Raw genomic sequence first — 24,511 nt, forward strand, 5'->3', positions numbered from 1 at the left:
CCGGCGGCATTACATAGGTTATGGTTGGGCCATCCTGGCCACGTCTTCCAACGGCAGGTCTCCTGACTCGCGGGTCGATGCCGGTCCGGGGCCTTCCCAGTCCTGATAGGGACCAGTGGCTATGCCCGGTGGCTCTCCGCTCACAGTTGCGGGGGCAGTCACGGATTTGGCGCCTGATGGCTACACCTCACCGTGTTCCCTTTTCATCCTTGGGTCTTGGACCCGTCGGAACCTTTGGTCTTTCAGAGATGACACAGCGCTCACAAAGCTGTCAACGTGTCTGGCGCGTCATCCGTGTTTCAATTGCGGCATATGGGCGATCAGCGGGGAAGGTCCTCATCGGCCAGGGGACCATAGAGGATCAGCACCGGTGCCTTGGTCTCCATCGCGCGCAGGACCTCGGGGAGTTCCCCCACCGTGTGGCAGGACAGCGACTGATCCGGGGTCGAAACACCCAGCGCGATCAGCGCGTGCGTCTCGGGCGGCAGCCCGGCCACCAGCAACCGTTCGGCGAGCGCTGCAAAGGTGCGTTTCCCCATGTAGACAACGGTCGTGGCTTCGGGATCGGCGAGGGCGGTCATATTCAGCCCTTCGGGCAGGCCGCCGGTCACGTCATGGCCGGTGATGAATTGCAGTCGCCGTGCGGTCAGCCGCCGGGTCAGCGGGATATTGGCGGCCGCCGCAGCTGCCGAGGCCGCGGTGACGCCGGGCACGATCTCGAACCCTATGCCTGCCTGCCGCAGCGCGGTGATTTCTTCTTCCAGACGGCCAAAGACGCCGGAATCGCCGGATTTCAGCCGTACCACATGCGCCCCGGTTGCTGCGTATTCGACCAAGAGTTGGCTGACGTGGTCCTGCCGGGGGGAGGGGCGGCCTGCGCGTTTGCCCACCCCGACCAGATCGGCGTCCGTGCGGGCATGGGTCAGGATCGGCCCCGAGGACAGATCGTCGAACAGCACCGCATCCGCCGCCTCCAGCCGTTTCACCGCCTTGACGGTCAACAGCTCAGGGTCACCGGGGCCGGAGGAGACGAAACTGACAAAACCGCTCATGATTGCTCTCCGGTAATCAGGTGGAAGAAGGTGCCGGTCACATGCCCCCGCACCGATCCGGTTTCCGGCACCGGGTTGCCATCCGCGTCCATCACCCGGGCCAGTGGGGCATCGGGCTCGTCCAGTATGGTCGAATAGTGGAACTCATGCCCGCGCAAGGCACCGCCTGCGGCAAAGCCCGGCATCGGCGCCTCCAGAACGGCGCGGCGGTAGCCAAGGTGGATTTTTCGCTTTTCATAAGAGGTGACGAGCCCCAGCAGCCCGGCCATGCGGTGACGGTTGCCGTCCTTGTCGATCAGAGCCTCGCCCAGTGCCATGTAGCCGCCGCATTCGCCATGGACCGGCCGGGTTTCGGCGTGTTTGCGCAGGGCGGCGCGGAAGGTCCCGGCAGCGGCCAGCCTGCCGCCGTGCAGCTCGGGGTAGCCCCCCGGCAGCCAGACCAGATCGGCATCCGGGTCCGGGGTCTCATCCGCCAGCGGAGAGAAGGGAACGATCTCGGCCCCTGCTGCCCGCCAGCCTTCCAGAAGATGCGGGTAGGTGAAGGAAAACGCCGCATCCCGCGCCAGTGCGATGCGCTGCGCAGGCGGTTTCGGCAGGGGGGCTGAGGCGGGCGCAGCTCCGGCACGGGCGGCGGATTTGATCGCCTCCAGATCCACGTTCTCGCGCAGGAAGGCGGCATAGCCCGCGATCGCGGCTTCCAGATCCGGGTGTTCGACCGCCTGAATGAGGCCAAGGTGGCGTTCGGGCAGGGTCAGGTCGCCACGACGGGGCAGGGAGCCAAGCACGGGAATGCCTGCGTGCTCCATTCCCAGACGGGTCAGCCTTTCGTGGCGCGGGCTGGCAACACGGTTCAGGATCACACCGGCAAAGGGCAGGTCAGGATCATAGGCGCGAAACCCCAGCGCGGTGGCTGCTGCCGATTGCGCCTGACCGCCTACATCCACGACCAGAATGACAGGCCAGCCCATGCGTTTTGCGGTTTCCGCCGAAGAGCCAAAGCCGCTTTGGCCGCGCGTGGCAACGCCATCATAAAGCCCCATGGAGCCTTCCCCGATGCAGATCTGCGCGCCGTTTGCCTGCCCCGCAACGGCATCCAGAAGGCCGCCATCCATCGCCCAGGTGTCTAGGTTAAAAGAGGCCTGCCCCGCAGCGGCCAGATGAAAGGCCGGATCGATATAATCCGGTCCGCTTTTGAAGGGCTGCACGGCAAGACCATCCTCGGCCAGTGCGCGCAACAGGCCCAGCATCACAGTGGTCTTGCCCGTGCCCGAGGCGGGCGCCGAAATCATCAGACCCGGCGGATAGGATCCGGTCTTGCCCGTTTCAGTCATCGCCTTCGCTCCAATCCGCCCATTGGCTGTCGGCGCTTTGCGGGCGGTAACGCCGGTCATAGTCCTGCGCGTAAAGGCAGCTTTCGTCGAAGTGCTCGGCGCCAAGTGCACGGCCCACGAGGATTAGCGCGGTGCGCCCGCGCGCGCCTTCGGTGGCCTCGATCAATGTGCCTAGGGTGGCCTTGATGATCTTCTGATCCGGCCATGTCGCCCGCCAAACCACTGCGACCGGGCAGTCGTCGCCATAGGCCGGAGAGAGCCGCGCCACCACATCGTCCAGCACATGCACCGAGAGGTGAATGGCCAGCGTCGCGCCGGTGCGGGCGAAATTCTCTAGCGTTTCGCCTTCGGGCATGGAGGAGGCCCGCCCCGAGGTGCGCGTCAGCACCAGCGATTGCGCAACGCCCGGCAGGGTCAGCTCGGCGCCCAGCGCAGCGGCGCCTGCGGCAAAGGCGGGCACGCCGGGGGTTACGTCATAGGGAATACCCAGATCGCGCAGACGGCGCAGTTGCTCACCCATGGCTGACCAGACCGACAGATCGCCGGAGTGCAGCCGCGCCACGTCCTGTCCGTCTTTATGCGCAGCCTCGATTTCGGCCACGATCTCATCCAGCGACAGGGAAGCCGTGTTGATGATCTTGGCGCCCTCCGGGCAGTGCTGCAGCAGCGCCTCGGGCACCAGTGATCCGGCATAAAGGCAAACGGGGCAGGCTGCGATCAGGTCGCGGCCACGCAGGGTGATCAGGTCGGCGGCGCCGGGGCCGGCGCCAATGAAGTGAACGGTCATGAGGTCAGTCTTTCTGCAATGGCCGCAGTGGCAAGGCCATCTGCGGTGACAACGCGGGGAACGAGAAGGCGGGCGGTTGCTGTGGTGCGGCCGTGGCATGCGCCGCAGAGTGCAGCAGCTTCGGCTAGCGATCCGGTTGCGAACCGGGTTTTGATACGGGGCGACATGGTCGGCGTTTCAAGGCCAGCAATCGCCTCTTCCGAAAGGGCGATCATCGGCAGGTTCAACTCGGCGGCAAGGGCTTGAAAGGCGGGGCTTTCCACCTTTGCTGCGAGTGAGGCGAGCGCATCGGGCTGATGCCCGGTCAGCGCCAGGGCGGCGCGCAGGTCGGCAACGGTCGCCGCTTTGCGAAATCCCAGACCCGCGACCTTCATCGCGTGACGCTCCACTGGATGACAGGACGCGCGCGGTCCCAGCCGCGCTTGGAGCCAAGCGGCCCGGCTTCGGCCAGTTCCACCTTCATCAGATACCCGCCGCGTATGGCATGGGCCTGCATTAGCAGGGTCTCGGTTTCTAGCGTCACGCCATTGGCGACGATCCGTGTGCTCTCGGGCAGCACTTGCCACAGATGATCCAGCAACGCCTGTGAGCCACCGCCGCCGATGAAAACGCAATCGGGTATTTTCTGTCCATCCAGCACATCCGGCGCGCGGCCCAGAACCGGTTTCATGCGGTGTTCAATCCCGAACCGTTCGGCATTGGCTCGGATATTGATGAGGCGGTCTTCCCGCGGCTCAAACGTGATCGCCCGGTTGCATGGCGCGGCAAGGCACCATTCCACCGAGACAGATCCGGAGCCGCCACCGATGTCCCAGAGCAGCTCTCCGGCTCGCGGTGCGAGTGCCGAAAGGGTCATGGCGCGGATCGGGCGTTTGGTGATCTGCCCGTCGCTCTGGAACACATCGTCGGGCAAGCCGCTGGCGCGGGGCAGGCCCGTGCTGCCCGCCACCTGAAGCGCGGCCACCACGGGGGCGGCGATGCCGGTCAGGTCAAAGGTCTCTGCGCGACTGCTGTGCACTTGGGCGCGGGGCCCGCCCAGCGCCTCCATCACCTTCAGCGTTGTTGCGCCGAATCCCTGCGTGGTAAGCCAATCGGCCAGCGCGGCGGGGCTGTCGCCATCCCGCAGGGTGCAAATGATCCGGGCTCCGGCTGCCAGCACTGGGGTCAGCCGAGCGAAGGGGGCAGCATGAAGGCCAAGGCAAAGTGTCTCCTCCAGTTTCCAACCCAAGGTATTTGCCGCCAGAGCAAAGCAGGAGGGGGCGGGGTGCGATACCCATTCATCCGGGCTGAGATGCGCCACCAGCGATCCACCCGCGCCGTGCCAGAAGGGATCGCCCGAGGCCAGCACCACGGCGCGTTGACCGCGCGCCGCAAGCACCGGATCGATGGAAAACGGAAGCGGCCAGGGCTGGCCGCGATTACCTGCCTGCACCAGATCCAGATGGCGGGGGCCGCCAAAAATCACCTCGGCCTCGTCCAGCGCCTTCCGGCTTGCATTCGCCAGCCCAGCCGGTCCATCGTCGCCGAGGCCGACAATGGTCAGCCATTGTTTTACAAGAGGATCAGACATGACGCGCATCCTGCTTCTGGGAGGCACCACCGAAGCCTCGCGCCTTGCCGAGGCACTGGCCGAGGCCGGGATGGATGCGGTGTTCTCCTATGCGGGCCGCACGGCGCGTCCCGTCACCCAGCCGCTGCCACTGCGCGTCGGGGGCTTTGGCGGGGGCGAGGGCTTGGCGGCTTTCCTTCAGGCCGAAGGGATCACCCATGTGATCGATGCAACGCACCCCTTTGCCGCGCAAATGAGTGCCAATGCGGTCTATGCCTGTGAACGGGCGAATGTGGCGCTTTGTGCATTGGAGCGCCCCGCATGGCAGGCGCAGTTGAGCGACGACTGGCGCCATGTGGAGAACTTGGCCGAGGCGGTTGAGGCGTTGCCGGAAGTGGGGGCGCGAGTCTTCCTGGCGATCGGCAAACAGAACCTCGCTGCCTTTGCTGACAAACCCGGAAACCACTATCTGTTGCGGCTGGTGGACCCGCCCGAAGGCCAGATTCCCCTGCCGGACAAGACCGTTGAAATCGCGCGTGGCCCGTTTGATGTGGCGGGGGATCGGGCACTGATGCAGGCCCATGGTATTACCCATATTGTTTCCAAGAACGCCGGTGGTTCCGGTGCCGAAGCCAAGCTGCAGGCAGCGCGCGATTTGGGGCTGCCGGTGATCATGATCGCCCGCCCGAAGGTGCCGCAGCGCCTGACCTTTGGAACCGTGCCTGCGGTCATGGCGTGGTTGTCTGGCCGCCCGGATCACGGGGCCGAACCTTCTGCGTAGCGGGGCGTGTAGACGTGTCGCCCGATGGCCCGCGTGTCGCGGTTGCCAACGATCACCATGGTGCGCATGTCCGCCATTTCCGGCCTTGCGTCTTTCAGCGCGACGGTGGTGATCTCCTGCGTCGGCTTGGTGACGTCCCGGGCAAAGCTGATCAGCGTGTCTTTTCCGCAGGCCGCGCGCAGGATCTCAAGCGCGTGGGCGAACTGGTGAGGGCGGGACTGGGAGCGTGGATTGTAAAAGGCCATGGCAAAGCCCGCTTCACCCGCCGCGCGCAGGCGGGATTCGATCAGCGACCAGGGTTTCAGATTGTCGGAAAGGTTGATCGCCGCGAAATCGTGCCCGAGCGGCGCACCGATCTGGGCGGCGGCAGCTAGCATGGCGGTAATGCCGGGCAAGACACGGATATCAAGCTCCAGCCAGTCATTCGGCCCAGCCTCAAGCGCCTCGAACACGGCGGAGGCCATGGCAAAGACACCGGGATCGCCAGAGGACACAACGACAACGCGGCGTCCCGCAGCGGCCATCTCAAGCGCATGGGTGGCGCGGTCGACCTCGACCCGGTTATCCGAAGCATGAAGCACCAGCCCGTCGCGCGGCGCGATGCGTTTCACGTAAGGGATATAGCCGACGATATCTGTTGCAGCGTCGATGGCATCGCGCACCTCTTGGGTCACCAGCGCCTCTTCGCCGGGACCTAGGCCCGCGACGACCAGCCATCCGCTTTCTGTCACTTGCGTCATGGCCGACGTCCCTGTCCATGCACCAGCACGATCGAGAAATAAGGCACCTCGCCAACTACTTCGGTCAGCTTTTGCACGCTCTGTGTCGGCATGGTGCCGCGTTCCACCAGCCAAGCATCGTCGAGCTTGCCCGCCGCCTGCAGCGCGCGGCGCAGTTTGGGCAGGTTGCGGCCGATCTTCATCACCACCAGCGCGTCGGTTCCGCGTGCGCGCTCGGTCAGCTCATCCTCGCTGAGCGTGGCCATGGCGACGGTCAGCACATCGTCGCCCCAGGTGATCGGCTGATCGGTGGCAGTCCAGCAGCCGGACATGCCGGTGATGCCGGGAATGATGTCCACGTCGGCGCGGGCCTGAAGGCGGCTGTGCAGATGCATGAAAGAGCCGTAAAGGAAGGGATCGCCTTCGCAGAGGACAACGACGTCGTCGGTCCGGGCGATCTCTTCCAGACGGTTGGCCCATTGATCGTAGAAGTCCGACAGCAGGCGATTGTATTCGGGATCGGAGAAATGGATCTCCGTTGTTACCGGATATTCCATCGCATGTTCCTGCACCGTGTCTGGCAGCAGATGTTCGACAATGGTGCGGGCCTGACCCCTGCGGCCTGCTTTGCGGAAATAGGCAATGTGGCGCGCGCCGGTGATGGCGCGGTGCGACTTAACACTCATCAGGTCCGGATCGCCGGGGCCGAGGCCTGCACAGATAACTTTGCCCATGGTTATTCTTTCCAGCTGGCCAGCGCGTTGACGGCTGCTACGGTGATGGCCGATCCGCCAAGGCGGCCCTTCACGATCATCGACGGCACGGGAAGGTCCTGCATCAGCGCCTCCTTGGATTCCATCGCGCCGACAAAGCCGACTGGGCAGCCGATGATGGCCGCGGGGCGCGGGCAGGCGGGATCTTTCAGCATGTTCAAAAGGTGAAAGAGCGCGGTCGGGGCATTGCCGATTGCGACCACGGCACCGTCGAGTTTCGGGCGCCACAACTCCAGCGCGGCAGCAGAGCGGGTGTTGCCCATCTGCTTGGCCATATCGGGTACCTTGGAGTCGCGCAGCGTGCAGATCACCTCGTTTCCCGCAGGCAGGCGCGGACGGGTGATGCCCTCGCTGACCATATAGGCATCACAAAGGATCGGCGCACCTGCCGTCAGCGCGGCGCGGGCGGTTTCGGCCATGCCGGGGGAAAAGCGGATATGCTCTTCAAGGCCTACCATTCCGGCAGCATGGATCATGCGTACGGCGACGCTTTCCTCATCGCGGCTGAAACGGTCGAGATCGGCCTCGGCGCGGATGGTGGCAAAGCTTTCGGCGTAGATCTTGGCGCCGTCGGTTTCATAGGTGTGGAGCATGTCAGCTGCCCTCTGTCAGACGTTCGGGAGCGGTGCGCAGGGTGCGGGCGCTCAGGCGGTGTTTAATGGGGTGATCGGCGGCAGAACCGTTGCGGATCAGGGTGAAGGTGTCGTTGGCAGTGGCGGTCAGGGTCAGCGGCGCAGGGCCGGGATGGGCGCAGCCCTTGGCGCAGCCGGAGACATGCAGATGGGCGTCTTCCGGCACATGCGGCGCCAGATCGCGGGCCAGATCGCGGGTCGCTGAAAGCGCCTGCAGGCAGCCGGGGGCCCCGGTGCAGGCGTTCACCCGCAGGCGCGGATCCGCTGCGTCCAGGATCAGGCCGGGCAAGGGAGCGATATTGCTGGCACCTTCGATCAACAGCATCCGCCAGGGCGTGAGGCGCAGGGCGCCGTGATCGGCAAGTGATGTGAGCGTGCCCGCTAACATCTGGCCAAATTCCAGCGCAACCAACTGGCCTGCGCCCGTTTGGCCCGGCCTGGCAGCCGTAGCAGCCACGGTGGCGACCAAGCTATAGCCTGATGGAAGTGGTGTGCCTTTGGCTAGGTGCTGCCTCATCCGCCCGCGCCCATCGGGTGCACCACCAGTGTCGAGGAACCATCGGGCGAGGTTCAGTGCCTCGGGGACGGCGGTTTCCCGTGTCGCGGACAGGCCAAGCTCGGCGCCATCGGGGCGCAGGATCAGGCCCGATGCATCGCGCTCGATACGGATGTCAGCAGCAGCGTCCCGCAGAACGGGCGCTGTGCCACAGTCCACGGCAAATCCGAATTTCCCCGGCAATGTCAGATCCGTGGCCGCCGTCAGGGCGGAGGCCAAACGCCGTGCAATCACCGCGTTGTCGTCGCCTTCTGTCCAGAAGGGTGTCAGCATCACATTGCGCCGTGCTTCGGCAGCCTCATCTGTATCGAGAAGCCCAAGATCCCGTAGGCCAGAGAGCAGCGCAGTGTGGCTGTCGTCCTTGATGCCGCGCATCTGCAGGTTGGCCCGGGCTGACAGGTCAAGAAGGCCATTGCCATGTCGCCGGGACAGTTCAGCGACGCCGCGGGTCTGATCGGGGGTGAGTCGCCCCATGGGCGCGCGCAGACGCACCACCAGCCCGTCGCCCGACATCATTGGGCGCAGGGCGCCGGGGCACCAACCGTAGACTTTTGGGGCTGCGCTCATGGTGCGCCCTCCAGTCCAGCGATGATCGAATTGCGCCGGGTGACCCAGAGGTCGGCCTCAGCCAAGGCGCGAAAGCGGTCGCGCAGGGCGGCCAGCGCGTCGGGGTTCTCCCGCTCCAGGAACTCCACCAGATCGTCTCGGCCAAGGGTGGCTTCGAAATAGAGGTCAAACAGGTGTGGCGGCACTGCCTGCGCCAGATGGGCGAAGGCCGCCATGTGATCGAGCGTTGCAGCAATCTCGGCGCCGCCGCGAAATCCATGGCGCATCATCGAGGTTGCCCAATCGGGGTTGGCGGCGCGGGCGCGGGTGACGCGGGCGATTTCCTCGCCCAGGGAACGGGCCTGCGGTGAATCGGGGCGGGTCGCGTCCATGTGATAAAGCGCAGGCGTCTTTTGGCCGATACGGGCCATGGCGGCGGCAAAGCCTGCCTCATGCGCAGCGTAGTCCGAGGCCACGAGGAGGTCCGTTTCCGGCAGGTCCTGAAGGTGTACGAAACTGTCGGCGCCTTTCAGGCGATCCTCCAGTGCTACGCGCGCCTCGGCGATCTCCCCCTTGGCGTCGATGGCATGGGAGGAGGCGCTGAGCCAGGCTTCCCCTGCGGCGGCGCGGGCTTCGTCCGAGTAATCATCCAGATGTGCGCCCATGGAGAGACCGTATTGGCCGGGTTTCGGGCCAAAGACGCGCGGCGCCTCTGCCAAATAGGGGTTATCGGCCTTGGCTTCGTCCCGGTTCGCCAGAGCGGCGGCGGCGGTCTCGAACATCTGGGCAAGGCCAGGAAAGACATCGCGGAACAGGCCCGAGACGCGCAGAGTCACATCGATGCGGGGGCGGTTCAGCATGGAAAGCGGCAGCACCTCGAAGCCCGAGACCCGTTCAGAGCCTTCATCCCATTTTGGAGCAAGCCCCGCCAGATGCAGCGCCATGGCGAATTCCTCGCCCGCGGTGCGCATGGTGGCCGATCCCCAGAGATCGATCACCAGCCCCCGTGGCCAGTCGCCGTGATCCTGAAGATGGCGGCGCAGCAGCTCTTCCGCCAGCTTGACCCCCTGCGCATGCGCCGCCCGCGAGGGGACCGCCCGTGGATCGGTAGTAAAGAGGTTGCGCCCGGTGGGGATCACGTCCGTGCGCCCGCGAAACGGAGAGCCAGAAGGGCCGGGGGCCACCAACCGCCCAGAAAGCGCATCCATCACCCCGGCGATTTCCTGCGCACCGCACTGGCCGGTGCCAAAGATGTGCAGGCCCTCGCCGTACTGGCTTTCCTTGATGTCGCAGACAAAGGCATCGATGCGGGTGATCGCCTCGGCAGCGGAGCAGTCGGGGGTGAGGCCGAGATCCGCTTCGACACCGGTGCCTTGCGCCTCGGCGCGAATATCTTCGATCAGACGGTCGCGGCGGGCTGGGTCCAGACCATCGGCGGTTGAATACTCATCCAAGAGGCTTTCCAGCCGTGCCATGCCGTCTGGCAGGGTGGTCTGCGCCAGTGGCGGCGGCAGGTGGCCCACGGTAACACCGGCGATGCGCCGTTTGGCCTGAGCGGCCTCGCCGGGATCGTTGACGATGAAAGGATAGATCACCGGCAGGGCACCGATCAGCGCCTCGGGCCAGCAGGTGTCAGACAGGGCGACCGCCTTTCCGGGCAGCCATTCCAGCGTGCCATGGGCGCCAATGTGGAGGACCGCATCAACCTGCTGCTGGAGCCAGAGGTAGAAGGCCACATAGGCATGGCGCGGGGTGCGGTCCAGATCGTGATAGTCATCGACGCGGGTTATGACCTCTCCGCGTTCGGGTTGCAGAGCGACAATGGTCTTGCCTGCCGGGAGGGCCTTCAGGTGAAAGGCGCCGTCGCGCAGGTCCGGGTCATCTTCGGGGGCACCCCAGGCGGCCTGAAGGTCGGCTTGCAGGGATTCGGGCAGTGATTTCAGCGCTGCCTTGTAGTCTTCACAGGGCAGGGAGATGCATTGCTCTCGGAGGCGGACGCCAAGATTGTCTTCAGCCGTGACGCTGTAGCCCTGATCGGCCAGAGCGGTCAGAAGCTGTTCGCAGGAAGCCAGCGCATCAAGGCCCACCGCATGGGCGATGTTGTAGTCGCGCCCCGGGTAGGTGGAAAGCACCAGCGCGAGACGCTTGTCGCGGTTTCCCAGTTGCGCCAGCCGCAGCCAGCCTTCGATCCGGTCCACGGCGGCGCGCACGCGGCCTAGATCGGCGCGGTGGGCAAAGCGCGAATACTGGAGGTCGGGGTCCTTCTTGGCAGGCGCCTTGAAGCTGATTACGCCCGCCATGATACGGCCATCCACCTCGGGCAGGACCACATGCATGGCAAGATCAGCGGGCGACAGGCCCCGCGCCGCCTCGGCCCAGTCCTTGCGCCGCGCGGTGGAGAGCGCCACCTGGAACACCGGGCAGCCCGTTACACTGAGCGGCGAGGGGCGCCCGTCTGAGCCTTGCGCCGAAAAGGCGGTGGCGTTGATGATGGCGGCGGGGGCAAGCCGGGAGAGTTCCGCTCCCAGCCAATCGGCGGCTGCGGGGGCCTTCAGGCTGGCAGCAAAGATGCCATAGGCGGCGTAGCCACGGGCGCGCAGATCCGCGATCAGCGCATCCACCGGGGCGGTGTCTGCCGAAGTCAGGTAAGAGCGGTAGAAACTGACCAGCACCAGCGGCTTGTCCTCTTGGGGGATGTCCGCGATCACGCCCCGATCAGGGTCGTAGTAGCCATAGTCGGGCGTTGTCTTCATCCCCGGAACCGGGCCCGCGTATAGCCCCGCCGCGAGGGCCATCTGCGCAAGGGCCGCCTGCGCTGCAACCGCGCCGCCTGCATCGCAAAGAGCCTGCAAGCGCCGCAGAGTTGAGACGGGCAGGGTGGAAAGTTCATCAAGCCGTGGATCTTCGCGCCCATCGGCGGGCAGGATTGCCAGCGCAATCCCCTTGCGCCGGGCCAGGTCCTGCAGGGTGGCAAGCCCATAGGACCAGTAGCTTTCGCCGCCAATGAGGCGCACCAGAACACCCTTGGCGCCTTCCAGCGTCTGTTCTGCATAGGTGTCCACCGACAGCGGGTGTTTCAGCGCCACCAGATTGGCGAGGCGGCAGGAGGGCAGCTTACCGCCCGCCCGGTGCCAGCCCGCGGCAAAGGCGCCTAGATCGCTGTCGGAAAAGGACAGAACGATCAGGTCAGCTGGATCCTGCCCGACGTCAAAGGGCGTAGCGATTTCTTCAAGGCCGTGGCTTTCGCGGAAGACGACATGCATGGGTCAGCTCCACCCGATCTGATCGGATACGCGGAGGACGGCCCACTGCCGCGGGTGGGGGCAAAGCCCCCGCCCATGGGGGCGGTCGGGGGCTGTCCGGTCTTTCGACCGGACGAGACAGCTGTTTTTACCCCGGTCTTGCACCAAACTCAGGCTCCCAGATCCGCGTGGATGCCCGCGACGTCGATATCGTCGTGTTCGGCAATCACCACCAGCTGGGTCTTGCGCGGCTGGGCGCCCCAGGGTTGGTCGTATTGGGCGCGCAGCCGTTCGCCCACCGCCTGAACCAGCATGCGCATCGGTTTCCCTTCCACCGCGACATAGCCTTTGACGCGCAGAATTTTTCGGTTGCGGGCCATGTTGATGATGCGGTCCTGCAGGTCCTGCGGATCGGAGACTTCGCCCATTTCAACGACGATGCTTTCAAAGTCATCATGCTCGTGATCGTGGTGGCCATCGTGATGGCTGGGGCGGGCCTCCAGATCGTCTTCCGCCGCCGCGCCGATCCCCAGCACCACACGCGGATCGATCACGCCTTCGCTCATCGGCAGGATCGGCAGTTGGCGCGGGGCTTCGGCTTCGATTACGGCACGGGCCTTGGCAAGGCCTTCTTCCCCGGCAAGGTCCGCCTTGGACAGAAGCACGATATCTGCACACGAGATCTGGTCCTCGAAGACTTCGGACAGCGGGGTTTCATGATCCAGACTGTCGTCCGCTTCGCGCTGGGCCTGCACGGCGTCAAGATCCGGGGCGAATTGCCCTGCGGCGACGGCTTCGGCGTCGGCCAGGGCAATGACCCCGTCTACGGTGATGCGCGAGCGGATCGCGGGCCAGTCAAAGGCTTTCAGCAGCGGTTTCGGCAGCGCTAGCCCGGAGGTTTCAATCAGGATATGTTCGGGCGTTTCCGGCAGCGCCATCAGGGCCTCGATCGTGGGAATGAAATCGTCCGCCACGGTGCAGCAGATGCAGCCGTTCGCCAGCTCCACGATATTGTTTTCTGGGCAGTTTTCATCGGCGCAGGATTTCAGGATGTCGCCGTCCACACCCGCGGTGCCGAATTCATTGACCAGTACGGCCAGGCGTTTGCCCTGCGGGTTCTGCATCAGGTGACGGATCAGCGTGGTCTTGCCCGCGCCGAGAAAGCCGGTCACCACGGTGACGGGAATTTTGTTGAGATCGCTCATCGGTTACTCCTCGGATGGGCATTCACCCGGCTGGGGCGCCGGGGGAATGCGGGCGATGGATTGCTTGCGAAAGACCTGCGGGCGCGCACGCCAGGGCACCAGACCGTCGTCGGTCGCGGCATAGGCAGCCGCACCTTGCAGGATGTCATCAACGTGTTGATCGGGATCCAGATCGCCGTAGATGTAGCTCCAGCGCTCGGTGCCGCCGCTCAGCACCATGGAACACCCGCGCTTGCAGGCGGACAGGCATTCGACGCCGCGCACCGAAACCCCGTCGGGCAGGTCGGCGGCGCGCAGCGCCTGCAGCAACAGGGTGCCGGGCCGGGTGGCTTCGGGATCAACGCCTTCGCGCTTGCAGGTGGTGCAGATGGTCAGGGTGACCTCTGGGCTGCCTTTGGGGGGCTGTTCAGCCGTATCCTTCGCCATTGGCGGGCGTCTCCTTGCGTCCTGTCAGACAGACGGGGAGAGGCCAGAGGGGAGCCGTATGGATGAATCGGCTCTCATCCGGTCGCGGCACACCCCGTCCGCCCGTAGATTAAGTCTGTTGGCAGGTCTCCCGGCTTGCGGATCTCAAGGCCGCCGCATTGCTGCGGGGTCTTTGCGGTTCTCCGGCCTTCCCGGTGTTACCCAGTGGCGTGGAGACCTCTCCGGTCACGGTCGCGGGGGCGGCTGTGCTTGGGCCAGATGGCCGTGTCACATTCCCTCTTCGCCTGCTTTCGCAGGAACCAACAAAATCCCCTTGCGCTATTGCGGGCTTCCTTGTCAAGACATGGTGCCAAACTGCAGGAGGGCACTTGGTGACCGAAAAGTCTGATAACGGCATTTCCGAGGAAGAAGCGGCACGGCACGCGTCCAAGATGGCGAAAAAGAAAGCGGCGCGTGACCGCATGATGGCCAATAAGGACGGTGAAAAGGGGCTGATCATCGTCCACACCGGCCCCGGCAAGGGCAAGTCCAGCTCGGGATTCGGCATGATCATGCGCTGCATCGCCCACGGCATGCCATCCGCCGTGGTGCAGTTCATCAAGGGCGCCTGGCAGACCGGCGAACGCACCCTGATCGAGGAGCATTTCGGCGATCTGTGCCAGTTCTACGCGATGGGCGAAGGCTTCACCTGGGAAACGCAGGACAAGGCCCGCGATATCGCGGCGGCCCGCGCAGGTTGGGAAAAGGCCAAGGAAATGATACTGGATGAGCGCAACGCAATGGTTTTGCTCGATGAAATCAATATCGCGCTGCGCTATGAATATCTGGATCTGGATGAGGTTCTGGAGTTTCTGGTTGAGCAGAAACCACCGATGACTCATGTGGTTCTGACCGGACGCAACGCCAAGGAAGAGCTGATCGAGATCGCGGATCTGGTGACCGAGATGGGCCAGATCAAACATCCTTTCCGCGCCGGGATCAAGGCGCAGAAAGGGGTGGAGTTCTAAGACGGCCAGACCATCTGCAGAGGTGTCACCGGGCAGGGAAGCCCACGCCCGGTGCGTTTTGGATTGCCCCGTCGTTACGCGGCAATCTTGTCCTTGATATAGGCATCGACCGCGGCGCGCTCTTCCTCGGTCAGGCGCAGGCCCAGTTTGGTGCGGCGCCACAGGAAATCATCGCCGCTGCGCACCCATTCGTTGGCAATCGCCCAGTCCAACTCCCGCTCGGTGATGGTGGCGCCGAAATCGCGCCCCAGCGCCTGGGCGGATTTCGCATCACCCAGGATCAGCCGCGCTTCGGTGCCATAGGCGCGGATCAGACGCCGAGCCCAATAGGGCGTCAGGAAGGAATAATCCGCTGCAAGGTCCGCCTGCAGCTTGGTCACATCTTTAACCGCGAAATTGCCGCCGGGCAGGGGCACACCTGCTGTCCAGTTGCCGCCGACGCCGGGCAGGGCCTCGGAGATCTTGGCAAGCGCGGCCTCGGCCAGTTTGCGGTAGGTGGTGATCTTGCCGCCAAAGATGTTCAGCAGCGGTGCATTGCCCGTGTCCAGTGACAGCACGTATTCCCGCGTCGCCGCCGTCGCCGAGCTGGCGCCATCGTCATACAGCGGGCGCACACCGGAGTAGGTCCACAGAATGTCGTCGCGGTGCAGCGGCTTTTTGAAATACTGCGAGGCAAAATCGATCAGGTAGTCCTGTTCCTCAGGGGTGCAGGTGGGGGCGGTCTCTGGGTCGGGATGGTCGGCGTCGGTGGTGCCGATCAGAGTGAAATCCTCTTCATAGGGGATGGCAAAGATGATCCGCCCGTCGGTGCCCTGAAAGAAATAGCAGCGCCCGTGGTCGAAGAGTTTCGGAACCACGATATGGCTGCCGCGTACCAGACGCACGCCTTCGCGGCTGTTCTGGCCCAGTTTCTGGTTCAATACCTCCGCAACCCAGGGACCCGCCGCATTGACCAGCATCCGCGACCGACGCGTGAACACTTGTCCCGTCAGACTGTCCTTCAGGTGGATGAGCCAATGATCCTCGGCGCGTTCAGCCGCCAGAACTTTGGTGCGGGTCATGATTTCGGCGCCGCGCGCCTGCGCGTCGCGGGCGTTGAGCACGACAAGCCGGGCATCCTCGATCCAGCAGTCCGAATATTCAAAGGCGGTCTGGAACTTGTCCTTCAGCGGCGCCCCCGCTTCGTCGCGGCTGAGGTCCAGCTTGCGGGTGCCGGGCAGGATGCCGCGCTTGCCCAGCGTGTCATAGAGAAACAGCCCAAGGCGGATCAGCCAGGCCGGGCGGCGGCCCTTCATCCAGGGCATGATCCGCGTCAGCAGGCGGGAGGTCGGCGTTTCACTGTCGAACCGCATCTCCTTGTGAAAGGGCAGCACAAAGCGCATCGGCCAGGAAATATGGGGCATCGCCTTCAGCAAGACCTCGCGCTCGATCAGCGCTTCGCGCACCAGACGGAATTCGAAATATTCCAGATAGCGCAGGCCGCCATGAAACAGTTTGGTCGAGGCCGAGGAAGTGGCCGAGGCCAGATCGTTCATTTCTGCAAGGCTGACCGACAAGCCACGGCCTGCCGCATCGCGGGCAATGCCGCAGCCGTTGATGCCGCCGCCGATGATGAACAGGTCGATGATCTTTTGATCAGTCATTTTCGTTTCTTTCGTTTTGGCTGGCGGTGTCTCCCGCCACGATGATGCGTGTTCCCGCGGCGCGCGCTGCCTCGGCAAAGGCATTGGGCACCGGCGCATCGGTGATCACTACGTCGAGATCCGCCACATCGCAGATCCGCACCGGCGCGGAGCGGTCGAATTTGCTGTGATCGCAGACCAGAACGCGGGTACGTGCGTTTTTCAGGATGGCGCGGGCGACGGAGACCTCGCGACCGTCGTGGTCCATGATGGCGCCATCCGCATCGAGGGCGGAGGCGCCGATAATGGCGAAATCGACCTTGTAGCGGGAAATGAATTCCACGGCGTCTTCGCCGACGATGGCGCCGTCGCTTTGCCGGACCGCGCCGCCAACCAGGATCAGCTCACGCGCCTCGCCACCCATCATCATATTGATAATGTTTATGTTGTTGGAAATGACTGTCAGGCCGCGATGGCCGGATAGGGCACGGGCCACTTGCTCGGTCGAAGTGCCGATATTGAGCGTGATCGAGCAGTCTTCGGGGATGAGTTCTGCGGCCTCGGCTGCCATCGCCAGTTTCCCCGCCGCGTTCAGCTTGCGCCGGTCCGCGTAGGCGCGGGTGGCGGCTGAGCTGACGCGCACCGCGCCGCCATGCACGCGCGACAGCGCGCCGCGCTGCGACAGCTCGCGTAGATCGGTGCGCACGGTCTGCAGCGACACGCCGAACCGCTGTGCCAGATCCTCGACCTCGACGCGATCCTGAGTGTTCAGCAGCTCTATGATTTCGTTCTGACGAGTCGTGGCATCCATGGGCTTTCCTTTCCAAAGCCCATCTAGCGATTCATTTTCGGTTTGTCATCGTTTGTTTTCGAAAAAGTTCGTTTTGCGCGGAGAACAAAATCCACTTGTCGCGCAGGCTTCATCTCGCCCGCCCCGGCGATATGCGGGACGGGGGGAGTTGTTTCAGACTTCAGAGGAGTGTCAGATGACAGGGATCAGGTGGTTGTCCCAGCGCAGCTCGGCCTGGTTCAGGACCGACAGGCGACCCTTGGCGATCTCGACGATCTCACCGCTGCCCGAACTTGCGATGAACCCATCTGCCGATTGGGTCAGGCCGCAGACATCGGGCAGATGATGTTCCGTGGTGAGCGCGCCGCTTGTGGTGTCCATGACCTGCACCACGCCGCCGCGGGGCGAGGTGACAGCCACTTGTCGGCCATCGGTGGAAAAGGCAATGGAGCCGCCGTATCCATTGAGGTTGCGCAGGCGCGGGTCATCGGCGGCCATCAGCCGTGGTGCACTGCCGGGCTTGTGCAGCCCGACGATCGGCACATCTGCACCCAGATCGCCCTGCCACTGCATGGCAAAGGCAACGGTGCCATCCGCCTTCATCGCCAGATGGCGGATCGAATTCTTGTGCAACTGGGGGTCCAGCTCGACCTGCTCGGTCACCTGGCCGTCAAAATCGAGATAGCTGAGGTTGGGCCGCATGGTGGGGATGTTCAGCTTGGCCCGGCCACTGTCGGGATGGGTGTCGATGCCGCCATTTGCGACGACCAGCCCCGTACCATCTGCGCGCAGCATCATGTCATGCGGGCCGACCCCGCCCGAGGCAAAGCTGCCGATGCGGCGGTAGGGTGCGGTGCCATCCCAGACACCAATGATGCCGCGCCCGGCCTCGAAGTGGTTTTCGGTGGTCAGCAGCAGGCTGCCATCGGGTGTGAAGACGCCGTGTCCGTAAAAGTGATGACCTGCCGGAGGCTCCAGCCGGGCCAGTTGCGCGCCGGTGCGGCAGTCGATCACATCGGCAAAGCGGCCGGGGCGGCGGGCAAAGGCCACCGCGATGGGCCGCGTGGGGTGGGCGGTGGCAGCATGGCCGCGGCCGGGCAGGGGGTGGCTGAACAGGAGGGTGCCAAGGTCCGAAAGACCCGCCAGGAAAAAGCTGCCGTCGGCGGCCTTGCCTGCGGACAGATAGGCGGGCGAGCCCAGATCGGCCCAGCTGGCCGCCGGGGCCATCCCCACCGCCAGAAGCCCGGCCAGAAATCCACGTCTTGAGGGCATGTCTTTGGGTCCTTTCTGTTAATCGCCATCCAGGGCGTTGAAACCGGCCTCGACGCCAAGCGCGGGACCAAGATCCTCACCGATGGTTTCGCGCAGTTTCCGGATGTCCTGCTGCACTGCCTCGATCCGCAGCCGCGTGCCCGGCTCTGCAACGCCTGCAAAGGTCGGATCGTCGAGGCGGCTGGCGTGCTCGACCGCAATGTCAAAGGCTGCATCCAGTTCCGCAGCAAGGTCGGCATCTCCGTCGCTGAGGATACGGGCCAGCGGTGCCAGCGCTTCCAGCGCCAGGATCACGTGGTGCTGGGAGCGCCCCGAACGATAGGCTTCGGCGCGTTTCGGGCGCGGCCTGTCGTAGGTGCCCAGCGGCCGTCCCAGCCGCATATCGATCAGGATCTGCAGGCCGGTATCCAGCGCCTTGAACAGTTCCTGTTTGACCTCGGCCTCGGTGCGGTAACGATCACCCGGGTGGCGCATCTTGTCGGCATAGCTGTCGCGCCAGTCCATCCAGATCACATCGGCTGTGGTGGCGATATCTTCTGCAATGGCGCGGGTCAGCTGGCAGCGGTAGTCGGCGCTGCCCAGCTGCTGCATGTCCTCGTCGTAAAGGAGGAATTCCAGCGCATAGAAGCCGCGCGCTGCAATCGATACGCTGGTATAGGCCGCCGCATCCTTGGCAATCGGATCCTCGGCAGTGATCAGCGCCCGCAGCGCCTTTGGCGTTTTGCCCCGGCTGTCCGGCCAGAAGGCGAGCGCAAAGGCGCGGTTATCCCTTTCGGTCGGCCCGAACCGCAGGTGGCTGACCGCGACCCAGGCATCAAAGGCTTCGCCGTAGGCCTGCTGCAACTGGACCGATCCGGGGTCGCAGACCTCAGCGGCTGTCGCGCTCAGTTGCTGGGCCTCCTGCGCCAGTGTTTCGAAGCCCGGCAGAATGTGCTGCTCCAGGGCCTCATCAATCACCTCCGCGCGTGCAGAAAATGGCGTTAGGGTAAGGGTGACGGCAAGGACAGGGGCCAGCAGGCGGGGCAGGATGGGGCGTGTCATAGGCTCTCCAGAAAACGGATAAGATCGGTGCGGTCCTCGGGGGAGAGGGAGACCACGGTGTTGCGGGCATCTTGCGCCTCGCCGCCATGCCACAGGATCGCCTCCAGCAGGCTGCGGGCGCGGCCATCGTGCAGGTAGGTGGCGCGCGGCGACACCTGCTGCGTCAGGCCAACCCCCCAGAGCGGCGCGGTGCGCCATTCCCGCCCGGTGGCGCGGGCTTCGGGGCGGTGATCGGCAAGACCTTCGCCCATGTCATGCAGCAGCAGGTCGCTGTAAGGCCATATCAGCTGGAAACTGTGCTCGGGGCGACTTTTCAGACGATGGGTCACGAATTTGGGCCGGTGGCAGGCGGCGCAGCCGCCGTTGTAGAACAGTTCCTTGCCGCGCAGCACTTGCGCATCGTCCAGGTCGCGGCGGGCGGGTACGGCCAGATTGCGGGCGTAGAAGGTGACCAGATCCATGTTCGGTTGATCGATCTCGGTGCCGCGGGCGTCATCATTTCCGTGCGGTGCTGCGCGGCAATCCGTTTGCCCGGTGGTGCATTCCCCCCAGGGGGCGGGAAACAGCGGCGTCGAAATGCCGATATCCCCGGAAAAGGCGGCAGCGGATTGTTCGTGCACCGTCGGCATGCCCGCCTTGAGGCCAAAGCGGCCCAGCATGATCTGCTGAAACTCTTCGGACCAGACCAGATTGGCCCGACCGGAAATGCCATCTCCGTCGGCGTCGTCCGGATCGGCAGCAGCAAGGATATCGGCGGTGGAGATCGCCTCAAGCAGGCCAAGGCCAATCATCGGCGGCGCCACGCGGGGGGACAGCATGGCGTTGGTGTGCAGCGGGCCGTAGCCCAGATCTTCGGCGCTGTAGACCGGTCTGCGCAGGGTGGCGGTTTCGCCACCGTTCAGATCGACTGTCTCTTCTTCATATCCGATGCCAAGCCGGTATTCCGGGGAAATGCCTGGGGCCGAGAAATCCTGAAGCTGCTGCCCATAGGTGGGGTCGGGGGCCGTGCCGATATAATCCTTGATTGCCTGAACCTGCTCGGGCACCGGACCGGGAATGGAGACGCGCAGAAACATCGCGGTAGAACGGTAATCCGGCCCCGCAGGCACATGGCCGCGCCCATCCTTCAGATGGCAGCGCTGGCAGGAGCGGGCGTTGTAAAGGGGGCCAAGCCCGTCAGAGGCGCGGGTGGAGGAGGGCGAGAACACCCAGATTTTCTTGAACAGCCCATTGCCCAGTTTGAATTCCAGCTCCTGCTCGAAAGACAGGTTAGCGGAGTGTTGGGAAAAGGCCTCATCGTCGCTGCGGGCGCGTGTTGTCGTCGCGCCAGCAGGATGGGTTTCATAGGCTTCGGGAGCCGAAAAATCCGTGGCAGGGGCCGTCACGGCGCGGATGCGCTGGCTGTCCTTGGTGGTGCGGGGGATCACATCCAGATGCGGATCGCCAAGGGGCAGGCTGGTCAGATCCAGCGCCTGTCCCGTGCTGGCTGCGACAAGCGCCGCAGCCAATAGAAGGTTACTCTTCAGCCTCTTCCATCTTGGTGGCGTTGAGTTGTGCATAGTTTTCGGCACCGATCCGCTCGTGCAGGTCCAGCTGTGTCTCAAGAAAGTCGATATGGCCCTCTTCATCGGCCATCAAGGCTTCGAACAGCTTCATGGTTACGTAATCGCCTGCGGTGTCGCAGGCTTCGCGGGCTTCCTTGTAGAGCGCGCGGGCGCTGATTTCGGCCGCAAGATCGCATTCCAGCGTTTCCTTGGGGTTCTGGCCAATGCGCAGCGGGTCCAGTTTCTGCAGGTTGGGATGGCCGCCAAGGAACAGGATCCGTTCGATCAACTTGTCCGCGTGCTGCATCTCTTCGATGCTTTCCTCGCGGCTTTTCTTGGCCATGCTACCCAGCCCCCAGTCTTCCTGCATGCGGAAGTGAAGCCAGTACTGGCTGACAGCGGTCAGTTCATGGCGCAAGGCCTTGTTGAGGTAGTCGATGACGATTGGGTCGCCCTTCATGGCTGTTCTCCTGTCCGAGTGGCTTGCGTAGGTTCTGCAACTGCGCAGGTACACTTACCTTAGCATTGCCGCGCATCGTGTCGAGGAAGAGCGGCATGCATCCGCCACAATCAGCGGCTTTGCCAAGCGCATGGTAGATTTTGCCGGGGGTGATGATCGTCCGGGGATCTGCGGCGCGCATCCAGTCGATGGCGGCGTGAATGTCGTGATCGGTGATCTGTGTGCAGTGGCAGACGATCATGGCCTGGCTCCCTTAGAGGTGGCAAAGGGGATCTCGATTCCTGACATCAGGTATCTGACAAAAATAGTCAGACGGCAAGGGGTAATGCTGACTATTTTTATCGGAGATTGTCCGTGGCACAGTGTGGCTGGCCCAATGGGGGCAGCAGGGCGCATGAAAAAGGGCCGCAGAAACTGCGGCCCAGTCGGGTTCTGTTGCGAAAAGCAGTCAAAACCGAGGGATCGTTCAGCCGCCAAGCGGAATGATAAGGCTCACACCCAGCGTCGTGTCGGCAACGCCGGTGTCTTCGACCTGGGCCAACGCTCCGGACAGGGTCATGCCGTTCTGGAATTCGTAATCGGCGCCAACCGAGATCAGATCGGTGTCGCCTGCGCTGTCCAGATCACGGTGGGCCAGGGTGCCGGACAGGGTCCATTGGCCAATACCATAGGCCGCGTTCAGCGTGGCATAGGTGGCGTCATCCGCGCCGCCGCCAAAGTTGGAGAAGGAGGCAACCTCTGCGAAGACATCAAACCCGTCTGCAAAGGAATGGCCGATGCCGGCGACGAAGCCTTGTTCGTCATCCACATCGCCAGCGCTTGCGCTCAGGTGGCGGGCGCCAATATGGAACCGGGTTGCGCCGACGCTATGCGCCCATTGGATGGCAAAGTTGTCCAGCTCGCCGGTGTTGCCTGCGCCGCCCGCAGCGGCGGTATTACGGCCCCGGTCGAACCAGGCCGAACGGCTGAGACCGGTGTCATCCGCATAGAAGACGCCAAAGGACAGGGTGCCCGCGCCATTGAGTTCTACATCAGTCAGGACACCGATCTGTTCGGCGAGTTCATAATCTTCGGCCAGGGTGCCGCCAAAGAAACCCGCTGCATCGTCCCATGCGGTGCCGAACACGGGGTGGAGTTTACCAATGGAGACGGTGGTTGCTTCGCCGATGCCAAAGCTGAGGCCGATCTCTTCGACATAAAGGCCGATGTCGTCAAAGCTGCGGTCGGCAGTGGCGTCAGTCACGCTTTCGGCGGTGAGGGTCGAGAACAGCGAAACGCCATTGCCGAAGGTATAGGTGCCGGTGGCGGTGATGGTCGCGTAGGTGTCGCGGATTTCGTTCGCGGCCACGTCCGAAGAGATGATCTGCTCGTTGCCGATTTCGATTTCACCTTCCCAGGTGAATTCGGCCTGTGCCGCCGTTGCGGAAAACACGAAAGGGGCGCCGAAAGCCAGCGCCGCAGCCAGAGTCTTGTTCATAGTACTGTCCTGATATTTGGATACCGGGCGGCGTATCTGGCTGCGGTTGTCGGCTGGGCCGCCCGGTGATTTTTTGAGTTATTGGAAGACGGCGCCCGGGTTGTCGAGCGAGTCGGAGCCTTCGAATTCGACGTCGGTCAGTTGCAACGTCGCAACCGCGCGTTCGATCGAACGGGTCTGGTCGATCAGACCGTTCACACCGCCCATCACCAGCGCTTCGCCTGCGGCATTGCCCTGTTCCAGCATCTGGTCATAGGAGAAACCGGCCTCGGCTGCGGTCTTGATCCGGCCAAGCGCCTGCATGGTGTCGGCCAGCTTGCCGCGCAGTTCCGCGTCCAGATCGGCATCGGCTGAGGCAACAAGATCAGACAGTGAGGCGCCGGAGACGAGCTCACCGTTCACCCGCACGTATTCGCCCAGATAGACGTTCTGAATGCCAAGCCCATCGTAATAGTGGCTGTTGTGGGTGTTGTCGGAAAAGCAGTCGTGCTCTTCCTCGGGGTCGTTCAGCATCAGGCCAAGGCGCATCCGCTCACCGGCCTGTTCACCGTAGGAGAGCGATCCCATGCCGGTCAGCATTGCGACGATGCCTGCGCCTTCATCGGCCATCAATTCGGCGCGGGCGGCGCCACCCTCGGCCCATTGTGAGGCCATCCAGTCCAGATCGGAGACCAACAGTTCGGTTGCGGCCTGCAGGTAGGCGCCGCGCCGGTCACAGTTGCCGCCGGTGCAGGTCTCGCCCTTGGCGTAATCGGTCCATGGGCGGTTGCCCGCGCCATGATCGGTGCCATTCAGATCCTGCCCCCAAAGCAGGAATTCGATGGCGTGATAGCCGGTTGCCACGTTGGCCTCGACGCCGTCTGCCTCGTGCAGGGTGTCTTCCAGTAGTGCCGGGGTGATGTCGCTGGTGTCGATGGTCTGGCCTGACAGCTCAAATGCGGGATTCGCGATCACGTTCAGCGCGGCCAGTGCGTTCTCATCTGACGGGCCACCATAGGAGGCATCCACGTAGTCGATCAGCCCTTCATCTAGCGGCCAGGCGTTCACCTTGCCTTCCCAGTCGTCGACGATGGCATTGCCGAACCGGAAGGCTTCGGATTGCTGGTAAGGCACGCGTGCGGCCAGCCAGGCGGTGCGGGCGGCTTGTAGAGCTTCGGCCGAGGGCTCTGCCACCAGCGCATCAACAGCCGCCTTCAGGCGCTGGGCGGTGGTCAGGCTGTCCTGATAGGTCGCCTGGGCGATATTGGCATAGGTGGTCAGAACGGCGCCTTTTTCGGGGGCCGCTGGTGCGGCCATTGCGGCAGAGCCGTCCATGGCGAGGGCTGTGAGAGCGGTTCCGGTGAGAAACAGCGATTTCATCGGGGTTATCCTTGCTTGGTTGGATTGGAAGATGGAGGGGCGCAGGTCGTGCGTAGGCTGTGGCGAGCCTCTGAGGTTATTTCGTGAGGATCAGCTTCCCGGCGCGGGTGATGCGCAGGCTGTAGATCTGGCCGTTCAGCAGGATGCGTGCCTGAATTCCGCCGCGCGTCAGGTCTTCGGCGTGATATGTGGGGAATGCTTCCGTCGTGGCGGTGGTGGCCACGGGTTCAGATGTAATCTGGTTCATGATGAGTGCCCATTTCTGAAATCCGCCCTGTCAAATTCGGCCCGGTCCAGCAGCCATTCCAGGCAGAACCCCGAAAGGCTGCCGGAGCGCGCA

Annotated in this window: 24 protein-coding genes and 2 riboswitches; of the genes, 2 read left to right on the plus strand and 22 right to left on the minus strand. The window is 64.0% G+C overall.

Annotation, left to right across the window (positions count from 1 at the left end):
- Positions 1–35: 35 nt before the first annotated feature.
- Positions 36–251: riboswitch (cobalamin riboswitch) on the minus strand.
- A 69-nt stretch (positions 252–320) separates the two neighbouring features.
- Genes cobA through cbiE form a run of 5 tightly spaced genes read right to left on the minus strand, consistent with a single transcriptional unit; the run spans position 321 to position 4,740 of the window.
- Positions 321–1,052, minus strand: a complete 732-nt coding sequence (gene cobA, locus SM764_RS03660; protein WP_369001030.1) for a uroporphyrinogen-III C-methyltransferase — start codon at positions 1,050–1,052, stop codon at positions 321–323.
- A complete protein-coding gene (locus tag SM764_RS03665) occupies positions 1,049–2,383 on the minus strand; it encodes a cobyrinic acid a,c-diamide synthase CobB (protein ID WP_368999065.1) in 1,335 nt (444 codons plus the stop codon). The genes cobA and SM764_RS03665 overlap by 4 nt, the downstream gene beginning before the upstream one ends.
- On the minus strand, positions 2,376–3,170 hold the full coding sequence (gene cobM, locus SM764_RS03670) for a precorrin-4 C(11)-methyltransferase (RefSeq protein ID WP_369001031.1): 795 nt from the start codon (positions 3,168–3,170) through the stop codon (positions 2,376–2,378). Before cobM ends, SM764_RS03665 begins: the two co-directional genes overlap by 8 nt.
- Positions 3,167–3,544, minus strand: a complete 378-nt coding sequence (locus SM764_RS03675; RefSeq protein ID WP_274832780.1) for a cobalamin biosynthesis protein — start codon at positions 3,542–3,544, stop codon at positions 3,167–3,169. The genes cobM and SM764_RS03675 overlap by 4 nt, the downstream gene beginning before the upstream one ends.
- On the minus strand, positions 3,541–4,740 hold the full coding sequence (gene cbiE / locus SM764_RS03680; RefSeq protein ID WP_369001032.1) for a precorrin-6y C5,15-methyltransferase (decarboxylating) subunit CbiE: 1,200 nt from the start codon (positions 4,738–4,740) through the stop codon (positions 3,541–3,543). The genes SM764_RS03675 and cbiE overlap by 4 nt, the downstream gene beginning before the upstream one ends.
- Between cbiE and SM764_RS03685 the strand changes: the two genes are divergently transcribed.
- Positions 4,739–5,500 carry a cobalt-precorrin-6A reductase gene (locus tag SM764_RS03685; protein WP_368948649.1) on the plus strand — a complete coding sequence of 254 codons (762 nt, stop codon included), beginning with the start codon at positions 4,739–4,741 and terminating at the stop codon, positions 5,498–5,500. The genes cbiE and SM764_RS03685 overlap by 2 nt on opposite strands.
- On the opposite strand, the gene cobJ is transcribed toward SM764_RS03685, so the two are convergent.
- The 7 genes from cobJ to SM764_RS03720 form a co-directional block, all read right to left on the minus strand.
- The gene (gene cobJ / locus SM764_RS03690; protein WP_369001033.1) at positions 5,476–6,240 is read right to left on the minus strand and encodes a precorrin-3B C(17)-methyltransferase; all 765 of its coding nucleotides are present in this window, start codon (positions 6,238–6,240) and stop codon (positions 5,476–5,478) included. The genes SM764_RS03685 and cobJ overlap by 25 nt on opposite strands.
- Positions 6,237–6,953, minus strand: coding sequence for a precorrin-2 C(20)-methyltransferase (gene cobI / locus SM764_RS03695; RefSeq protein ID WP_368948647.1), 717 nt, complete (start codon positions 6,951–6,953; stop codon positions 6,237–6,239). Before cobI ends, cobJ begins: the two co-directional genes overlap by 4 nt.
- Before the next feature lie 2 nt (positions 6,954–6,955).
- On the minus strand, positions 6,956–7,585 hold the full coding sequence (locus tag SM764_RS03700) for a precorrin-8X methylmutase (protein ID WP_368948646.1): 630 nt from the start codon (positions 7,583–7,585) through the stop codon (positions 6,956–6,958).
- 1 nt (position 7,586) lies between these two features.
- The gene (cobG, locus tag SM764_RS03705) at positions 7,587–8,747 is read right to left on the minus strand and encodes a precorrin-3B synthase (RefSeq protein WP_369001034.1); all 1,161 of its coding nucleotides are present in this window, start codon (positions 8,745–8,747) and stop codon (positions 7,587–7,589) included.
- Positions 8,744–11,989 carry a cobaltochelatase subunit CobN gene (gene cobN, locus SM764_RS03710; protein ID WP_369001035.1) on the minus strand — a complete coding sequence of 1,082 codons (3,246 nt, stop codon included), beginning with the start codon at positions 11,987–11,989 and terminating at the stop codon, positions 8,744–8,746. The genes cobG and cobN overlap by 4 nt, the downstream gene beginning before the upstream one ends.
- Positions 11,990–12,138: 149 nt before the next feature.
- Entirely contained in the window at positions 12,139–13,173 is a 1,035-nt protein-coding gene (gene cobW, locus SM764_RS03715) for a cobalamin biosynthesis protein CobW (protein WP_369001036.1), read from the minus strand.
- A 3-nt stretch (positions 13,174–13,176) separates the two neighbouring features.
- Positions 13,177–13,599 (minus strand): DUF1636 family protein, encoded by a 423-nt coding sequence (locus tag SM764_RS03720; protein ID WP_368948641.1) that lies wholly within the window; start codon positions 13,597–13,599, stop codon positions 13,177–13,179.
- 103 nt (positions 13,600–13,702) lie between these two features.
- Positions 13,703–13,918: riboswitch (cobalamin riboswitch) on the minus strand.
- 52 nt (positions 13,919–13,970) lie between these two features.
- Between SM764_RS03720 and cobO the strand changes: the two genes are divergently transcribed.
- Positions 13,971–14,606 carry a cob(I)yrinic acid a,c-diamide adenosyltransferase gene (gene cobO / locus SM764_RS03725; protein ID WP_369001037.1) on the plus strand — a complete coding sequence of 212 codons (636 nt, stop codon included), beginning with the start codon at positions 13,971–13,973 and terminating at the stop codon, positions 14,604–14,606.
- Between the two features lie 74 nt (positions 14,607–14,680).
- Here cobO and glpD read toward each other — a convergent pair whose 3' ends face one another.
- The 10 genes from glpD to hemP form a co-directional block, all read right to left on the minus strand.
- Entirely contained in the window at positions 14,681–16,249 is a 1,569-nt protein-coding gene (glpD, locus tag SM764_RS03730; protein WP_369001038.1) for a glycerol-3-phosphate dehydrogenase, read from the minus strand.
- Positions 16,242–17,039 (minus strand): DeoR/GlpR family DNA-binding transcription regulator, encoded by a 798-nt coding sequence (locus SM764_RS03735; RefSeq protein ID WP_065271142.1) that lies wholly within the window; start codon positions 17,037–17,039, stop codon positions 16,242–16,244. The genes glpD and SM764_RS03735 overlap by 8 nt, the downstream gene beginning before the upstream one ends.
- Before the next feature lie 171 nt (positions 17,040–17,210).
- On the minus strand, positions 17,211–18,290 hold the full coding sequence (locus tag SM764_RS03740; protein WP_369001039.1) for a DUF1513 domain-containing protein: 1,080 nt from the start codon (positions 18,288–18,290) through the stop codon (positions 17,211–17,213).
- An 18-nt stretch (positions 18,291–18,308) separates the two neighbouring features.
- The gene (locus tag SM764_RS03745; protein ID WP_368948638.1) at positions 18,309–19,331 is read right to left on the minus strand and encodes an imelysin family protein; all 1,023 of its coding nucleotides are present in this window, start codon (positions 19,329–19,331) and stop codon (positions 18,309–18,311) included.
- Positions 19,328–20,890 carry a di-heme oxidoreductase family protein gene (locus SM764_RS03750; protein WP_369001040.1) on the minus strand — a complete coding sequence of 521 codons (1,563 nt, stop codon included), beginning with the start codon at positions 20,888–20,890 and terminating at the stop codon, positions 19,328–19,330. The genes SM764_RS03745 and SM764_RS03750 overlap by 4 nt, the downstream gene beginning before the upstream one ends.
- Positions 20,847–21,335 (minus strand): bacterioferritin, encoded by a 489-nt coding sequence (gene bfr / locus SM764_RS03755; RefSeq protein WP_065271139.1) that lies wholly within the window; start codon positions 21,333–21,335, stop codon positions 20,847–20,849. The genes SM764_RS03750 and bfr overlap by 44 nt, the downstream gene beginning before the upstream one ends.
- A complete protein-coding gene (locus tag SM764_RS03760; protein ID WP_082996010.1) occupies positions 21,283–21,576 on the minus strand; it encodes a (2Fe-2S)-binding protein in 294 nt (97 codons plus the stop codon). The genes bfr and SM764_RS03760 overlap by 53 nt, the downstream gene beginning before the upstream one ends.
- A gap of 225 nt (positions 21,577–21,801) precedes the next feature.
- The gene (locus SM764_RS03765) at positions 21,802–22,812 is read right to left on the minus strand and encodes a porin (protein ID WP_369001041.1); all 1,011 of its coding nucleotides are present in this window, start codon (positions 22,810–22,812) and stop codon (positions 21,802–21,804) included.
- Positions 22,813–22,890: 78 nt separating this feature from the next.
- Positions 22,891–24,171 (minus strand): imelysin family protein, encoded by a 1,281-nt coding sequence (locus SM764_RS03770; protein ID WP_369001042.1) that lies wholly within the window; start codon positions 24,169–24,171, stop codon positions 22,891–22,893.
- A 76-nt stretch (positions 24,172–24,247) separates the two neighbouring features.
- On the minus strand, positions 24,248–24,418 hold the full coding sequence (hemP, locus tag SM764_RS03775) for a hemin uptake protein HemP (protein ID WP_065271136.1): 171 nt from the start codon (positions 24,416–24,418) through the stop codon (positions 24,248–24,250).
- Between the last annotated feature and the right edge of the window lie 93 nt (positions 24,419–24,511).

This window comes from Pseudophaeobacter sp. 1A16562, from assembly GCF_041008785.1.
GTDB lineage: Bacteria > Pseudomonadota > Alphaproteobacteria > Rhodobacterales > Rhodobacteraceae > Phycobacter > Phycobacter gallaeciensis_A.

Coding starts and splice junctions, on each gene's coding strand:
- SM764_RS03735 (WP_065271142.1), bottom strand. CDS start 17,039: ATGGATGCCACGACTCGTCAGAACGAAATCATAGAGCTGCTGAACACT.
- cobI (WP_368948647.1), bottom strand. CDS start 6,953: ATGGGCAAAGTTATCTGTGCAGGCCTCGGCCCCGGCGATCCGGACCTG.
- SM764_RS03740 (WP_369001039.1), bottom strand. CDS start 18,290: ATGCCCTCAAGACGTGGATTTCTGGCCGGGCTTCTGGCGGTGGGGATG.
- SM764_RS03700 (WP_368948646.1), bottom strand. CDS start 7,585: ATGCTCCACACCTATGAAACCGACGGCGCCAAGATCTACGCCGAAAGC.
- SM764_RS03770 (WP_369001042.1), bottom strand. CDS start 24,171: ATGAAATCGCTGTTTCTCACCGGAACCGCTCTCACAGCCCTCGCCATG.
- SM764_RS03750 (WP_369001040.1), bottom strand. CDS start 20,890: ATGCACAACTCAACGCCACCAAGATGGAAGAGGCTGAAGAGTAACCTT.
- SM764_RS03665 (WP_368999065.1), bottom strand. CDS start 2,383: ATGACTGAAACGGGCAAGACCGGATCCTATCCGCCGGGTCTGATGATT.
- SM764_RS03675 (WP_274832780.1), bottom strand. CDS start 3,544: ATGAAGGTCGCGGGTCTGGGATTTCGCAAAGCGGCGACCGTTGCCGAC.
- SM764_RS03760 (WP_082996010.1), bottom strand. CDS start 21,576: ATGATCGTCTGCCACTGCACACAGATCACCGATCACGACATTCACGCC.
- cbiE (WP_369001032.1), bottom strand. CDS start 4,740: ATGTCTGATCCTCTTGTAAAACAATGGCTGACCATTGTCGGCCTCGGC.
- SM764_RS03765 (WP_369001041.1), bottom strand. CDS start 22,812: ATGAACAAGACTCTGGCTGCGGCGCTGGCTTTCGGCGCCCCTTTCGTG.
- bfr (WP_065271139.1), bottom strand. CDS start 21,335: ATGAAGGGCGACCCAATCGTCATCGACTACCTCAACAAGGCCTTGCGC.
- SM764_RS03720 (WP_368948641.1), bottom strand. CDS start 13,599: ATGGCGAAGGATACGGCTGAACAGCCCCCCAAAGGCAGCCCAGAGGTC.
- hemP (WP_065271136.1), bottom strand. CDS start 24,418: ATGAACCAGATTACATCTGAACCCGTGGCCACCACCGCCACGACGGAA.
- cobG (WP_369001034.1), bottom strand. CDS start 8,747: ATGAGCGCAGCCCCAAAAGTCTACGGTTGGTGCCCCGGCGCCCTGCGC.
- cobJ (WP_369001033.1), bottom strand. CDS start 6,240: ATGACGCAAGTGACAGAAAGCGGATGGCTGGTCGTCGCGGGCCTAGGT.
- SM764_RS03745 (WP_368948638.1), bottom strand. CDS start 19,331: ATGACACGCCCCATCCTGCCCCGCCTGCTGGCCCCTGTCCTTGCCGTC.
- cobM (WP_369001031.1), bottom strand. CDS start 3,170: ATGACCGTTCACTTCATTGGCGCCGGCCCCGGCGCCGCCGACCTGATC.
- cobW (WP_369001036.1), bottom strand. CDS start 13,173: ATGAGCGATCTCAACAAAATTCCCGTCACCGTGGTGACCGGCTTTCTC.
- cobA (WP_369001030.1), bottom strand. CDS start 1,052: ATGAGCGGTTTTGTCAGTTTCGTCTCCTCCGGCCCCGGTGACCCTGAG.
- SM764_RS03685 (WP_368948649.1), top strand. CDS start 4,739: ATGACGCGCATCCTGCTTCTGGGAGGCACCACCGAAGCCTCGCGCCTT.
- glpD (WP_369001038.1), bottom strand. CDS start 16,249: ATGACTGATCAAAAGATCATCGACCTGTTCATCATCGGCGGCGGCATC.
- cobN (WP_369001035.1), bottom strand. CDS start 11,989: ATGCATGTCGTCTTCCGCGAAAGCCACGGCCTTGAAGAAATCGCTACG.